Below are 13456 nucleotides of genomic sequence, written 5' to 3'. Positions count from 1 at the left end.
CGGTGATGAACCCTTTCCCCGCGTGCGCCTAACGATGGCCGTCTTCATCACTGTCGCGCTGTCAGGGGTATAACAGCGGGCGGAGCGTGGTCTCAAGCAGTGCTTTCAGCTGCGAGCGCTCCTGTCCGGACAGTGTCTTCAGCGGTCGGGGCAGGCACGGCGACGCTACGACACCCAGCAGCTCTGCCATGGTTGCAGTGACGCGCAGGCTCCCGTAACGCTGGAACAATTCCCATAGTGGTGCCAAAGGCGCGTCAAGGCGACCGATTTCGTTCCTATCATCGTCTTGGGCTGCCTGAGCCAGCCTGAGGAAATAACGTGGGAACAGTCCGGCTAAGACCGAATACCAGACATCGCAACCTGCTTGGAGTCCTCGCAGAGACTGCGCGTCGCCACTGATGCCGATGGTGACACCTGCTTTGACTTGCTCCTTTAGCCGCGCGACCCGCCGGGCGGCAGTGGTCCTGTCCTGAGCCAGTGTCCCCAGCTTGATGGAGCCGACATGGGGAAGTTGGGACAGGGCGATCAGCAGCTCGTCCGTAAACTCGAAGCCGGTCGTTGCGGGGTTGTCGTAGACGCAGAGTGGTACAGATATAGTGCGCGTGACGTCTTCATATAGCGAGAACACTTCATCGGCACTCAGCTTCTGGTAGGAAACGGGGGCTAGCAGGACGCCGCTGACCCCTTCGTGCTGGGCATCGTCGGCCAGTCGCAGCACGTCATCCGCAGATGGGCTGCCGATGCTTGTCATGACAGGGATGCCGCCTGACACGCTGATGGCTAGCCTCGTCGTATCACGGCGCTGTTCACGGGTCAGGTAAGCGTAGCTGCCCGTGGAACCCAGTGCGCCAATAGAATCCACGCCAGCTTTTACCAGCCTTTCAATCAGTGAAACGAATGATGCCTGATCGACTCTGCCGTCGATCAGCGGTGTCAGCGGAAAAGCACTCAACCCTTTGAACATGTGATGTCCTCCACGCCCTTCGGTGCATTGGTGTGTTCGTGTCGGTGGTGACGCTGCGGTCAGCGGGCAAACCGGCGTGATCCAACGACACAGAAGATGACGCCGACTGTTATGGCGATCATCAAGGGGCTGACGGTTTCGTGAAGCAGCGTAGCGGAGAGTCCCAGTCCTAGGAACGGCTGCAGCAGCTGTAGCTGGCCGACGGCGGCAATGCCTCCGATCGCGAGCCCCTTGTACCAGAATATGAATCCGATGAGCATGCTGAAGAGCGATACATAACCCAGTGCTAGCCAGGCCGGTGTACGGATGGTGTCGAAGGAGGTCGGCAGCGTAATCAGCGTTGCGACTAGCATGACGGGTAGCGAGATAATGAGTGCCCAACTGATGACTTGCCAGCCGCCCAGAGATCGCGTCAGTTTTGCTCCTTCGGCATAGCCCAGACCGCAGACAATCACTGATGCCAGCATCAGCAGATCGCCAATGGGAGAGATGGCAGCGCTCTGCGATAGGGCGAATCCGGCAACCAGCAGGCTGCCTAGCAAAGAGAATGCCCAGAAGGCTGCTCGCGGACGTTCGCCACCACGCAGTACGCCGAAAATAGCCGTCGTCAGCGGTAGCAGGCCAAGAAAGACGATGGAATGAGCAGAACTGACGTATTGCAGGGCCATGGCCGTCAGCAGCGGGAATCCGATGATGACGCCGAGTGAAACGATGAGCAGTGGGACGACCTGTGAAAGCTGTGGGCGCTTTTGGCGGAAGCCAAGAATCAGTATCAGGGCCAGCACTCCGGCAATCGAGGCTCGCAGGAACGTCAGGAAGAAAGGACTCATGTCGAGTACGGCAACTCGAGTGGCCGGTAGGGAGCCACTGAAGATGATCACCCCCAGCAGTCCGTTGATCCACCCGGACGGTGAACTCGGCTCAGCCTTATGCACTATTGGATTTGTCATGCCTGCCTCGCAGTGTGATGGCTTGAATCGCTTGATACTGCGATGCTAGTCTTCAAGACATAGGACAATCAAATTATTGTCATGGATACATTTCATGAAAGCTCGATATAAAGCCATCGTGGACCGATACGCCGATGAGATCCGATCGGGAGCTCTGGCGGCAGGCACTCGGCTGCCAACACATCGCCAGCTATCGGCTCAGGAGCATGTTTCGCTGGCCACGGCGACGCGTGTATATGCAGAGCTGGAAGAGATGGGCCTTGTCAGTGGAGAGGTCGGGCGGGGTACCTTCGTCAAGGAGATATCACTGCCTGCAGGCCATGGTATCGACCAGCACGTCATCGCGACGGACATGCTGGATCTGAATTTCAACTATCCCTCGCTGCCTGAACAGGGCGAGCTGCTGCGTGAATCACTGCGCCAGCTTGCGATGGCAGGAGACATCGACTCCTATCTGCGCTATCAACCCCATGCCGGCAAGATGTCCGAACGGGAGATCATGGCGTCTTATCTGACGAACGGGCCTTTCAGACCCTCTGCCGATCATCTGTTGATCGTGAACGGTGCCCAGCACGGGCTTGCCGTGACAGTAATGGGCCTACTGAATGCCGGGGATGTCGTCGTCGTGGATACGCTGACCTACCCGGGATTTAAGGCGCTGGCTGCCCTCTACCATCTCGAACTGATCGCACTGCCCTATGGCGCGGACGGCCCGGATTTGGAAGCGTTGCGCACCATCTGTGCGACACGGCATGTGCGGGCACTGTATGCCATCCCCACTCTGCATAATCCGCTTGGCTGGGTGCTCAGCCATGATCAGCGGCAGACCCTCGCGGACATCGCGCGACAGCATGATCTGCTTATCATCGAAGATGGTTCTTATGTCTTTCTGGTGGATGATCCTGCTCCTCCTCTTGCCGTGTATGCCCCTGAGCGAACGGTCTATGTCATGGGGTTTTCCAAGAACGTGGCGACGGGACTGCGCGTGGGGGCCGTCGTCTGTCCTGCTCAATACCAGCCCGCGTTGGAACGAGCGATAAGAGCGACGGCTTGGAACACGCCTTCGTTGATGTCTGCCTTGGTCTGTGGGTGGATTCAGGAGGGCACGGTGGCGCGGCTTGAAACACTCAAGCGACAGGATGCGCGGCAGCGGCAGGCCGTCGCCAGAGAGGTGCTAGGGGCAATGCCGTGCATTGCTCATCCGGCGTCCTACTTCCTGTGGTTGCCTCTATCTGACGAAACGCGAGCGGATCGGGTTGTGAAAGGGCTGATGGCGCATGATGTTTCGGTGTCGACGGCCGAGCCGTTCTGTACGACGTCGAGCGTCCCTCAGGCGATACGTGTGGCACTGGGGTCGGTTTCGATCGAGACTCTGCGCGAGGCGCTGTCGAGGGTGAAAGCGGCGATCGAGCTGGAGCGGTTCCGTTGATTTTGCAGCCTGTTAGGCAGATAAAGGGGAGCGGTGGGTGGGCTTAAGTGTGATTCTCCACCGCCTAGATTAGGGTTAGGCTGAAGTGTCGCAAGACGCAACGTGATGGCTGTGGCCGCCTATCCTTTCGCATGGACGAAAGCGGTGGGCGAACGGCCTCGCGCAATAACAAATAGTGCAATAACGACAGCAGGAAAGGCACCGTGCTTTGCGACCGTGTCTTTCGCAACGATCGACTGCCCCGTGCCCAGCGTGCGGGACGAATGACAGGATTCAATAACAATGACAGATAGAATTGCAGTTATTCGCGGTGATGGTATCGGCCCGGAAATCATGGAGGCTACGTTGCATGTACTGGACGTGCTGAAAGCCGATCTGGAGTATGAGTTCGTCGAGGCAGGGATGAGCGCGTATGAGAAGACCGGTGAGCTGCTGCCGCAGGCCACGCTGGATACGATCGCGCGGCTGCGCGTGGCGCTTAAGAGTCCGCTGATGACGCCTATTGGCGGTGGTTTCTCTTCCATCAATGTGGCGCTGCGCCGTCACTTCGATCTTTATGCCAATGTGCGCCCGGCCATTAGCTTTCCCAATACGCAGGCCCGCTATAGCGATCTGGACCTGATCGTGGTGCGCGAGAATACCGAAGGGGCCTATCGCAGCGAAGGGCAGACGCTGTCCGACGACGGTGAAGAAGCCCACGGCGATATCTGCGTCACCCGCAAGGGCAGCGAACGCATTGCGCGCTATGCCTATGACATGGCGAAGAGTACGGGGCGTCGTAAGGTCACTATCGTGCACAAGGCCAACATCATCAAACAGGCTTCAGGGCTGTTCCTTGAGACGGCACGGCAGGTGGCCGCTGAGTATCCCGAGATCGAAACCAACGAGCTGATCGTCGATAACACCTGTATGCAGCTGGTCATGAAGCCCGAGCAGTTCGATGTCATCGTGACCACCAACCTGTTCGGCGATATCCTGTCCGATCTGTGTGCGGGTCTGGTCGGTGGGCTGGGCATGGCACCGGGGGCCAACATTGGCCAGCGCGAGGCCATCTTTGAGGCCGTGCACGGCTCTGCGCCGGACATCGCGGGGCAGGGCAAGGCCAACCCGTGTGCGCTGATGCTGGGGGCCGCCCAGATGCTTGATCACCTTGGCAAAACCGATAAGGCCGCTACGCTGCGTCGGGCGATCCGTGAAACGCTCGAAGCGCGCGATAATCTGACCCCTGATCTGGGGGGCAAGGGTAGCACGATGTCCTTCGCGGAGGCCGTCGCGCGTCGCTGCTGAGCGGCACCGCTTTCTTTCCTGACTTCGGAGTGACAGATGTCCCGACTGACAGCTCGACATTGGGTCTTCGACATGGACGGCACCCTGACGCGGGCCATCCACGATTTCGACCTGATGCGGCGCACGATGAGCGTCCCGGCAGGAATCGATATTCTCGATTACCTGAATGCCCTGCCTCGCGATGAAGCCGAGCGCCATTTCCAGTGGCTGCGCCAGTACGAGTACGAACTGGCCGAGCAGGCCCAGCCCGCAGAGGGCATCCACGACCTGCTATCGCAGCTGCTGGATCAGGGCGTCACGCTGGGACTGCTGACCCGCAATATGGCGCCACTGGCGCGCCTGACGCTGGAGCGTGCCGGACTTTCCGACTTCTTCCCTGATGAAACGCTGTTGGGGCGAGACGATGCTGAGCCGAAGCCCGATCCCGATGGTCTGAACCGTCTGGCTTCGCAGTGGCAGGTTGCTCCGTCATCGCTGGTTATGGTCGGTGACAGCATTATCGACGTGATGACTGGGCGCGCAGCGGGAGCCTATACGGTCCTGATGCACTCTGATGACGAAGAAGCGCAGGCGCTGGCGGATCTAAGCGTCACGACAGCGGATGCACTGATCGCACGGTTGGGCAGTCGTGCATGATGGTGACCGCCTAGCGCATGATCTGTCAGGTGGAATAGTGCTGGCACTGTCCGTTTCGGGCGGTGCCAGTCGCTTTTCTGCAGGATGATTTCGATACGTGGGCGCTTGAACCGCGCCTGATTCATGAACGACAAGGACCCTCAATGAACAGCATTCTCGTCCTCAACGGCCCCAACCTGAATCTGCTGGGCAAGCGCGAACCGCATATCTACGGCCACGAAACGCTGGCTGATGTCGAACAAAGCGTCATCGCTCACGCGGCAGGGCGCGCAACGGTGGTCTGCCAGCAGTCTAACCATGAAGGCACGCTGGTCGATCTGATCCAGGACGCACGCGGCCAGTTCGACGGCATCATCATCAATGCTGGAGCTTATACCCATACGTCGGTAGCCATTCTCGATGCGCTGAATGCGTTCGAAGGAAAGGTGGTCGAGCTGCATATCTCTAACGTCCATCGCCGTGAAGCGTTTCGCCATCATTCTTACTTGTCAGTGCGCGCTGACGCTGTAGTCGCTGGTATGGGGACATTCGGCTATCTGGCATCGCTTGATTATCTATTAAAGGTACTGGGCGACTAGCCGATAGGGTCAGGGCAAGGATTAATCGGCATTATCAGCGAAGATCGCGTCATTATCTGGTGATTTGTCAGCATCTTTTCTGTTATTTCAGCCGGTTGCGCCTTACAGAAATCTTATGGCCACAGCCGTGGCCATTTAGTCTGACTGCGCCCTCCCGATGTCCGCCCGTCCGGAAGAGGGCTGAACACGAGTGCCCTAGCCATGCGTCTATCTTTTTGCCTTGTCCCTGTTACGATCGCGGCCATGCTGGCCGGCTGTGCGCAGTCGTCGCTGGTCGATAACGTTGCTTCCTCCAACAAGCGTCTCGACCCGTGGCTGCCGCCGCTGCCTACGCCCGTGCCGAGTTTCCGTGCTAATGACTGGGCGATCCAGCCTCAGCCAGCTGCTCCTGTCGCACAGCGTGTGCAGCCTGCGCCGGTAGCGGCTCCCGTTGTTGCGCCGGTTGTTGTACCGCCTCCCGCAGCGCCTGTTGCCGTGGCTGCTTTGACCTCCGAGCCGATCAAGTGGATGCGTCAGGCCAGCAACTGTGAGAATAACGAGCGCTGTGCCGAAGTCAGTGTCGAATACCCACGCTTCCCGCAGGATCAGGAGTTGACCGGTGCGATTGAGCGCCAGCTGGGAGCTGTTCTGACCGGCTTGACCCAGCCGCAGCTGATCCAGCCTGCTGTCTCTAGCGCTAGCTATACCGTTGAAGCCAGCGTCGAACGCTACCTGACCGATTCCTACTCCGAAGGGTTCGTCGAGCTGTCCGCCGATGTGCTGCGTGCCGATGCGCAAGTGGCTGTACTGTCCGTCAATGGCACACTGCACCGCGCCGCTCGTGATGTGAGCGAAACCCAGTACCTGCTGTTCGACCGTACCCAGAAGCGTCTGGTCGATCCGTCTGAATTGGCTCAGTCCGGCACGCTGTCGCGTCATGTTGCACAGCTCCTGCGCGATGGCGCACCCAGCGAGAACCTGAGTCGTGCGACGGGTGCCCTGCTGAGCGAAGATGCCATCGACGGTGACGAATAAGGGCTGAACGGCTTCATTCATGTGCATGCTGGACGAGGCGAACAGGCTGAGAGGCATAGTCCCTGCATGATGGCAGGGGTATGCTGTGGATCCCTGTTCAAATCAAGAGGATATTGCCATGATGGATACGTCTGACCCGCGGCCTCGCCACCATCCTCTCGAGGATGCGCTGGCGCTGGTCATCGGTATCCTGTTGATCTCCTTTGGCGTGCAGTGCTACCTGTTCCAGCATTTCCTGACTGGCAGCACGGCAGGCATGGCCTTTCTGATCAGCTACGTCTCTCCGTGGTCGTTCGGTTCCTGTTTCTTCATCATCAACCTGCCTTTCTATGTGCTGTCGTTCATGAGAATGGGGTGGCGGTTCACCGTGCGCACCTTCATTGCCGTAGCGATGCTGTCTTGCGTGTCGAATGTGCTGTCCGGCAAGCTCACGGTGTTCGGTCATCACATTGAACCGTTGCAGGGCATGCAGATGCACCCACTCTACGCCAGCGTGATGGGCGGGTTATTGATGGGGGTCGGCTTTCTGATTCTGTTCCGGCATGGCTTCAGCCTTGGGGGCATCAATATTCTGGCGCTGTTCTGTCAGAAGCAGTTCGGCATTCGCGCTGGGCTGCTCCAGATGATCATCGACCTGTGCCTGATGGCCGTCGCGTTCACTTTGTTGCCGTGGGATGCCGTGCTGTATTCCGTGATTGGGGCTGTGCTGCTCAATCTAGTGCTGCTGATGAACTTCAGTAACAAGCGGTATATCGCATTCAGCTAAACGCATTCTTGTCATCATGATGCTATCAAAGGCGCCTTCAGGCGCCTTTGTCGTATCTGGCCTGTGCGAACGATACGCGTGGTAGCATGCGTAATGACCCCCCTTATGGACCAGGAGCGTTTCATGTCACATGCCGTGCCCCAGAGAGAGGAAGACCCCACTTTATCGTCGCAGCAGCGTGGCGCGCTGATTGCCGTGGCGATCGGACTGTCCATGATTACGCTGGACGGCAGTGCACTGAATCAGGCGCTGCCCGCTATTCAACGAGAGCTGATGGCGACCTCGACCCAGCTGCAATGGATTGTGACGGCCTACACGCTGCCGCTGGCGGGCTTGCTGTTGCTGGCAGGTGTGCTCGGGGATCGCTGGGGGCAAGGGCGGCTGTTTACCGGTGCGCTACTGGGGTTTGCCGCAACGTCGATGTGGTGTGCGTTGGGGCAGTCATCGGGGGCACTGATTGCCGCGCGCACTGCACAGGGTATTGCCGCCGCCGGCATTCTACCGATGACGCTGTCGCTGATGGGGCAGCTCTTTCCTGAACGCGCTGCCCGCATTCAGGCCGTCAATACCATCTCCATCGTGGCATCCGTTGCGATGGTGCTTGGGCCGTTCATGGGCGGCGTGCTGACTCAGCTGGTCGGGTGGCGGTCGATCTTCTGGCTGAACGTGCCGGTCGGCCTGTTCGGTGCATGGCTGGCATTTCGTCATCTGCCGCATTTTCCACCGTATCGGCGGCCTATGGATCTGGCGGGCACGCTGGTCGCGATGCTGTCGCTGTGTGTTTTCGTCGGCGGACTGATCGAAAGCAGCTCGCTGCCGTGGCTGCATCCTCGTGTACTGGGTGCATTGGTGCTGGGAGCGCTGGGAGCGGTTGTATTCGTCATGATTGAACGGCGCGTGCGCCATCCGATGCTGCCGCTGACGATCTTTCGCAACGGTCTCTTTACTGCCGCCTCGCTGAGCGGCATGGCGTTTCAGTTTGCGGGGTACGGCATCCTGTTTCTGGTAGCGCTGTTTTCGCAGAAGGCATGGCATATGGATGCGCTGGACGCCAGTCTGCTGGCGTTCCCCTTCACGCTGATGCTGGTGATCGTGTCGCTGTGGGTGAACCCGCGCCTGCATCTGAGTGCGCGGGGCCGCATGCTGATCGGTAGCAGTATTGCCCTGTGCGGCAGCCTGCTGATGGCGTTTCTGAGTGGCCGTGACAGTTGGCCGCTGATCGTAATCGGTCTGACCCTGATGGGCGGTGGGCTGATGCTGTATTCGCCGACCCTCAATGTGGTCGCAACCTCCTGTCAGGACAAAGCCTTCGGTGGCGGGTTGGCCTCCGGCATCTACCATACTTCCCGACAGATCGGCATGGCGTTCGGGATGGCACTGTTGGGTGGGCTGGGCACCATTAGCGGTGAGTGGGCGATCTGGGGGGCACGCGCGGGCATGCTGCTGATTTCACTGGCGTCCTTGATTGTGCTGTTGTTGGCTTGGCGCTGGATCAAGGCATGAGGGGAAGGGAGCAGCGCGACATGAGTGTGCGAACGGGACGATTGACGGTCTTGCTGGGGGCCGCGCCGGGCGTGGGGAAGACGCATGCAATGCTGACCCGTGCGCACGAGTTGTTGCACCGCAACGCCGATGTCGTGGTGGCGGCCGTCAATACGCACGGCAGTAAGGCGCTGGAGGAGCTGCTGGCCGCACTGCCGCACCATGAACGTGACGGCTGGGATGCGGCCGAACTGGATCTGGATGGCATTCTGGCACGGCGTCCTGAAATAGCGCTGGTCGATGACCTTGCTCACCGCAACCCCATGGGCTCGCGCCACGAACACCGCTGGCAGGATATCGAAGAGCTGCTGGAGGCTGGCATTGACGTACTGACCACCGTCAACGTGCACCATCTGGAAAGCCTCAACGACGTGGTCGAGCAGATCACGGGCATACGCATCAGCGATACCGTGCCTGATGCACTGTTCGACCGCCTGCACGATATTCGCCTCGTCGATCTGCCCGCGCGTGAACTGATCGAGCGCCTGAGTCAGGGCAAGGTCAGTCTGCCCGAACCGAATGCCTCGCAGGTGCGTGCTTTCTTCAAACCGTCTCATCTGATGGCGCTGCGTGAGCTGGCGATGCAGACCGTGGCTGAGCATGTAGATGCCGACCTACGTGAGCGTCGCAGCGAGGCCAAGGCCAGCAGTGCCATTCAGCGCCATGTGATGGTCGCTATCGACGGGCGGGGGCAGTCGGACTATCTGGTGCGCGCGGGCTGCCGTATTGCCGAACGGCGCGGTGTACCATGGTCGGTGGTGACTGTGAAGTCGGCGGCAGAAAGCACCTACAAAGGCACGCGCCGTCGTTTTCAGTGGCATCGACGGGCCCGACAGGCGCGCCAGCTCGAGATCGACCGTGCCTTTGCACTAGCCCGCAGTTTGGGGGGCAGCACGACGGTGCTGCACGGTGCCGATATTGCAGCGACATTGCTGAACGCCGCGGATGCGCGCAATGCCCGTACCATCGTGATTGGTCGCACGCGCCGCCGTCCTCTGGCGAAGCTGCTGACCCGTAGCCTGACGCAACAATTGCTGTTGCACGGCGCACGCTACGAACTGACCATTGCCAGCCTGCCTCGAGGGCGCGAAGAGCCGCGTCCCTTGCCACCGTCGATGCCGCCGCGCTGGACGCTGCGCGAGCCTGCGCTGTTGATCGGTGGCACGCTGGCCGCCGTGGCCGCCGCTTTGGCCGGTGAGCACCTGCTCAATCTGGCCGACATCTCGATGATCTTCATTCTGGCCGTGCTGCTGGTAGCATCGCGCACGCGCATGGCCGTGGCGCTGATGATGGCGCTAGTGTGCTTTCTGGCCTACAACTTCCTGTCGATCGAACCGCGCGCCACGTTCTATATCGGTAGCCCCCGTGGCATCACGACCGTCGCGATGTTTCTGGCTACGGCCCTGATCGCAGGACGGCTAGCGTCACGGCTGCGTTCTCAGGTGGTGGCGCTGCACGCGGCCAATGCGCATGCGGTTGCCATGCAGTTGCTGGGGCGTCAGCTGGCGCAGGCTGCCGACCTAGGACAGGTTATCTCGGCCAGTGCGCAGGTGCTGCAAGGCACGCTCAAGGTCGAGGTTTGGATGTCGATTGGTGAAGAGCGCTATCCGCCGGGGCCCGATGACCCTTTGAGTGCGCGCGGTCGAGAGGCGGCAGAGTGGACGCACCAGCACGGCCAGCCCAGCGGTCGCTTTACCGATACATTGGCGCAGAGCCGCTGGTGGTGCCTGCCCGTGGCTTCCGATCGAACGGTATTGGGGGTCATCGCACTGAAATTTCCCGATAAGGTGCGTTCGCTGACGTTCGAGCAACGTCGCCTTGCGGAAGGAATGGTGATGGATATCGGTCAGGCCGCACTGCGCACGCGGCTGGTTGAGGACCTAGAAGCCGCGCGCGTCAGCTCCGAGACTGAACGACTGCGCGCTGCGCTGCTATCATCGGTCTCACACGACCTGCGTTCCCCCTTGTCGTCCATGATTGGTGCCTCGGACAGCCTGCTGCATTATGGGCACGCGATGAACGACGATGACCGCACTAGCCTGCTCGAAACGATAAAGATCGAAGGCGAACGGTTGGATCGCTATATCCAGAACCTGCTGGACATGACGCGCCTCGGGCAGCCGGGGCTCACCCTGACCTGGGACTGGATCGGGATCGACGAACTGATCAGCTCGGCCGTGCGACGTCTGAACCGCTATGTGCCGCATGCGCGTGTGGCGATCCAGATGCCTGAGCGCCTGCCGCCCGTGCAGGTGCATCTTGCGCTGCTGGAGCAGGCGATCTTCAACGTAATGGAGAACGCGGCCAAGTTTTCGCCCAATGCCCCGATTGACGTGCAGGTCTCGCGGACCGAGCAGGACTGGCTGCGGATCGACGTTTCTGATGCGGGTCCCGGCATTCCTGCCCATGAACGTCATCGTGTCTTCGACATGTTCTACAGCGTCGAACGAGGGGACCGTGGCCATCACGGCACGGGATTGGGGTTGACCATCGTGCAGGGCATCATCAAGGCCCACGATGGGCAGGTCGAAGCGCTGCCGGGGCCACAAGGCATCGGTACTACAATAAGAATGGAGTTGCCGTGGCGAGCATCGACGCGGCAGGAGGAGACCCATGTCGAAGAGCATTCATGACCCTTCACTGACGTTACCCCCCGCCCGGATTCTGGTCATCGACGATGAACCGCAGATACGGCGTTTTCTCGACATCAGTCTGCGTGCTCAGGGGTATCAGACCTTGCTGGCTGCCACGGGGGAAGAAGGGCAGCGATGCCTAGCAGAAGAAGGGGCCGATCTGGTCATTCTGGATCTGGGGCTGCCCGATCAGGATGGCCGCGACGTGCTGAAGGCGATCCGGCTGTGGTCGGACGTCACGGTTATTGTGCTGACCGTTCGCGCCGACGAGCACCAGAAGGTGGCGCTGCTGGACACTGGGGCCAACGACTACGTGACCAAGCCGTTCGGCATCGAGGAACTGATGGCACGTATCCGCGCTTTCCTGCGCAACCGTAGCCAGCCCGAGGACCTTCAGCAGCCCTTGTATGACGACGGTCATTTGCGCATTGATCTGATGCGCCACGAAGTGGCGCTAAACGATGATCCCATCGCCCTCACCCCAAAGGAGTTCGCACTGCTGGCCTTTCTGGTGCGCCAGCCGGGGGGCATCGTGACCCAGACCCAGCTGCTGCGCGAGATATGGGGACCCACGCATCAGGACGACGCCCATTACCTGCGCATCCTGGTGAATAAGCTCAGAAGTAAACTGTGCGACAACGCCTCGTCACCGCGGTATATCATTACCGAACCGGGGGTTGGGCTACGCTTCATTCCTCAGCGTTGATAATGACGCTGCTGATGCGTGCGGACATGATGTCTGACCGCTGGTCCCGCACGCAGAGATGACCCGCCTTTGTAGTTTTGTAGTTTTCAACGGCCATTACGATACTCGAATAAAGGAGCCGCTATGTCTTGGATGACAAGAACAACGACCGCGTTCACCGCCTCACTGATGCTGCTGACGGGCACAGCGTGGGCTACGCCGCTGGACTGGGCTACCCCCGAAGGGGTCAATCGCCTGAGCCAGTCCACTAACAAGCAGGACCTGTTCACCCTTGCGCCGCAGTTCGAAGGCCAAGTCAACAAAGTGGACTGTGGCGTTGCCAGTGCGGTGATCGTGCTGAACGCCCTGCGTGCCGGCAAGGACGGCGCGAACATTCCGCTCGACACCTCTGTGATCACGCCGGAGGAGCAACAGTATCTGCCGCACAAGGAAGGTTGGAGCCCGTTCTGGAACCGCTATACGCAGAACGTCGTGCTGGATCACCTGCCCAAGCCTCGACAGGAAATCTTCGGTAAACCGTCCACTGAAGGCGGCCCCTCGCACTACGGCCTTGGACTGGCTGAGGAAGTGGCTCTGTTGAAACACTTCCAGCTTGATGCCCAGCCGTACTACGTCAGCTCGCTGACGGGTGAAGCCAGAACTAAGGCCAAGCAGGCCCTGATCGACGCACTGGCGGCTCCCGACACCTTCGTGATCGCCAATATTTACCGCCCGGCACTGGGCCAGAAAGGGGGTGGCCACTTCTCACCGCTGGGCGCATATGACGCCAGAAGTGACTCGTTCTTGATGATGGATGTCTCGAACACCACCTTTACGTGGGTCTGGGTCGATAGCGACGAACTGTTGAAATCGCTGAACACCGTCGATGGCGATAGCGGCATGTATCGCGGATTTATCGTGGTGAAATGAGCGCAGGATAGGGAAGGCGCACTCATGCCTTCCCTTACGGGC

At 59.9% G+C, this 13456-nt stretch carries 12 protein-coding genes; 10 read left to right on the top strand and 2 right to left on the bottom strand.

Annotated features, from left to right (window positions below; all coding sequences use genetic code 11):
- Positions 1-61: 61 nt before the first annotated feature.
- Both ACMHYW_RS13120 and ACMHYW_RS13115 read right to left on the bottom strand, forming a co-directional pair.
- Positions 62-964, bottom strand: coding sequence for a dihydrodipicolinate synthase family protein (locus tag ACMHYW_RS13120; RefSeq protein ID WP_414500310.1), 903 nt, complete (start codon positions 962-964; stop codon positions 62-64).
- 59 nt (positions 965-1023) lie between these two features.
- Positions 1024-1914, bottom strand: a complete 891-nt coding sequence (locus ACMHYW_RS13115) for a DMT family transporter (protein ID WP_414500309.1) — start codon at positions 1912-1914, stop codon at positions 1024-1026.
- 94 nt (positions 1915-2008) lie between these two features.
- On the opposite strand from ACMHYW_RS13115, the gene ACMHYW_RS13110 reads away from it, so the two are divergent.
- From ACMHYW_RS13110 to ACMHYW_RS13065, 10 genes are all read left to right on the top strand, one after another.
- Entirely contained in the window at positions 2009-3343 is a 1335-nt protein-coding gene (locus ACMHYW_RS13110; protein ID WP_414500308.1) for a PLP-dependent aminotransferase family protein, read from the top strand.
- A 282-nt stretch (positions 3344-3625) separates the two neighbouring features.
- A complete protein-coding gene (locus tag ACMHYW_RS13105; protein WP_414500307.1) occupies positions 3626-4630 on the top strand; it encodes an isocitrate dehydrogenase in 1005 nt (334 codons plus the stop codon).
- Positions 4631-4666: 36 nt separating this feature from the next.
- Complete coding sequence (locus ACMHYW_RS13100; RefSeq protein WP_414500306.1) at positions 4667-5266, top strand: HAD family hydrolase; 600 nt, start codon at positions 4667-4669, stop codon at positions 5264-5266.
- A 143-nt stretch (positions 5267-5409) separates the two neighbouring features.
- The gene (aroQ, locus tag ACMHYW_RS13095) at positions 5410-5844 is read left to right on the top strand and encodes a type II 3-dehydroquinate dehydratase (RefSeq protein WP_027704308.1); all 435 of its coding nucleotides are present in this window, start codon (positions 5410-5412) and stop codon (positions 5842-5844) included.
- A gap of 201 nt (positions 5845-6045) precedes the next feature.
- Positions 6046-6858 (top strand): hypothetical protein, encoded by an 813-nt coding sequence (locus tag ACMHYW_RS13090; protein WP_414500305.1) that lies wholly within the window; start codon positions 6046-6048, stop codon positions 6856-6858.
- A 118-nt stretch (positions 6859-6976) separates the two neighbouring features.
- Complete coding sequence (locus ACMHYW_RS13085) at positions 6977-7624, top strand: YitT family protein (RefSeq protein ID WP_414500304.1); 648 nt, start codon at positions 6977-6979, stop codon at positions 7622-7624.
- Between the two features lie 123 nt (positions 7625-7747).
- Positions 7748-9127: an MFS transporter gene (locus ACMHYW_RS13080; protein WP_414500303.1), complete on the top strand. Its 1380-nt coding sequence runs from the start codon at positions 7748-7750 to the stop codon at positions 9125-9127.
- A gap of 20 nt (positions 9128-9147) precedes the next feature.
- Positions 9148-11799 carry an ATP-binding protein gene (locus tag ACMHYW_RS13075; protein WP_414500302.1) on the top strand — a complete coding sequence of 884 codons (2652 nt, stop codon included), beginning with the start codon at positions 9148-9150 and terminating at the stop codon, positions 11797-11799.
- Positions 11780-12505, top strand: coding sequence for a response regulator (locus ACMHYW_RS13070; RefSeq protein ID WP_414500301.1), 726 nt, complete (start codon positions 11780-11782; stop codon positions 12503-12505). The genes ACMHYW_RS13075 and ACMHYW_RS13070 overlap by 20 nt, the downstream gene beginning before the upstream one ends.
- A gap of 123 nt (positions 12506-12628) precedes the next feature.
- Positions 12629-13414, top strand: coding sequence for a phytochelatin synthase family protein (locus ACMHYW_RS13065; RefSeq protein WP_414500300.1), 786 nt, complete (start codon positions 12629-12631; stop codon positions 13412-13414).
- Positions 13415-13456 lie beyond the last annotated feature (42 nt).

The sequence above is a fragment of the Zymobacter sp. IVIA_12111.31 C1 genome (assembly GCF_047495495.1).
GTDB lineage: Bacteria > Pseudomonadota > Gammaproteobacteria > Pseudomonadales > Halomonadaceae > Zymobacter.
This window is presented reverse-complemented; position numbering and strand designations above follow the sequence as displayed.

Coding starts and splice junctions, on each gene's coding strand:
- ACMHYW_RS13120 (WP_414500310.1), bottom strand. CDS start 964: ATGTTCAAAGGGTTGAGTGCTTTTCCGCTGACACCGCTGATCGACGGC.
- ACMHYW_RS13115 (WP_414500309.1), bottom strand. CDS start 1,914: ATGACAAATCCAATAGTGCATAAGGCTGAGCCGAGTTCACCGTCCGGG.
- ACMHYW_RS13110 (WP_414500308.1), top strand. CDS start 2,009: ATGAAAGCTCGATATAAAGCCATCGTGGACCGATACGCCGATGAGATC.
- ACMHYW_RS13105 (WP_414500307.1), top strand. CDS start 3,626: ATGACAGATAGAATTGCAGTTATTCGCGGTGATGGTATCGGCCCGGAA.
- ACMHYW_RS13100 (WP_414500306.1), top strand. CDS start 4,667: ATGTCCCGACTGACAGCTCGACATTGGGTCTTCGACATGGACGGCACC.
- aroQ (WP_027704308.1), top strand. CDS start 5,410: ATGAACAGCATTCTCGTCCTCAACGGCCCCAACCTGAATCTGCTGGGC.
- ACMHYW_RS13090 (WP_414500305.1), top strand. CDS start 6,046: ATGCGTCTATCTTTTTGCCTTGTCCCTGTTACGATCGCGGCCATGCTG.
- ACMHYW_RS13085 (WP_414500304.1), top strand. CDS start 6,977: ATGATGGATACGTCTGACCCGCGGCCTCGCCACCATCCTCTCGAGGAT.
- ACMHYW_RS13080 (WP_414500303.1), top strand. CDS start 7,748: ATGTCACATGCCGTGCCCCAGAGAGAGGAAGACCCCACTTTATCGTCG.
- ACMHYW_RS13075 (WP_414500302.1), top strand. CDS start 9,148: ATGAGTGTGCGAACGGGACGATTGACGGTCTTGCTGGGGGCCGCGCCG.
- ACMHYW_RS13070 (WP_414500301.1), top strand. CDS start 11,780: ATGTCGAAGAGCATTCATGACCCTTCACTGACGTTACCCCCCGCCCGG.
- ACMHYW_RS13065 (WP_414500300.1), top strand. CDS start 12,629: ATGTCTTGGATGACAAGAACAACGACCGCGTTCACCGCCTCACTGATG.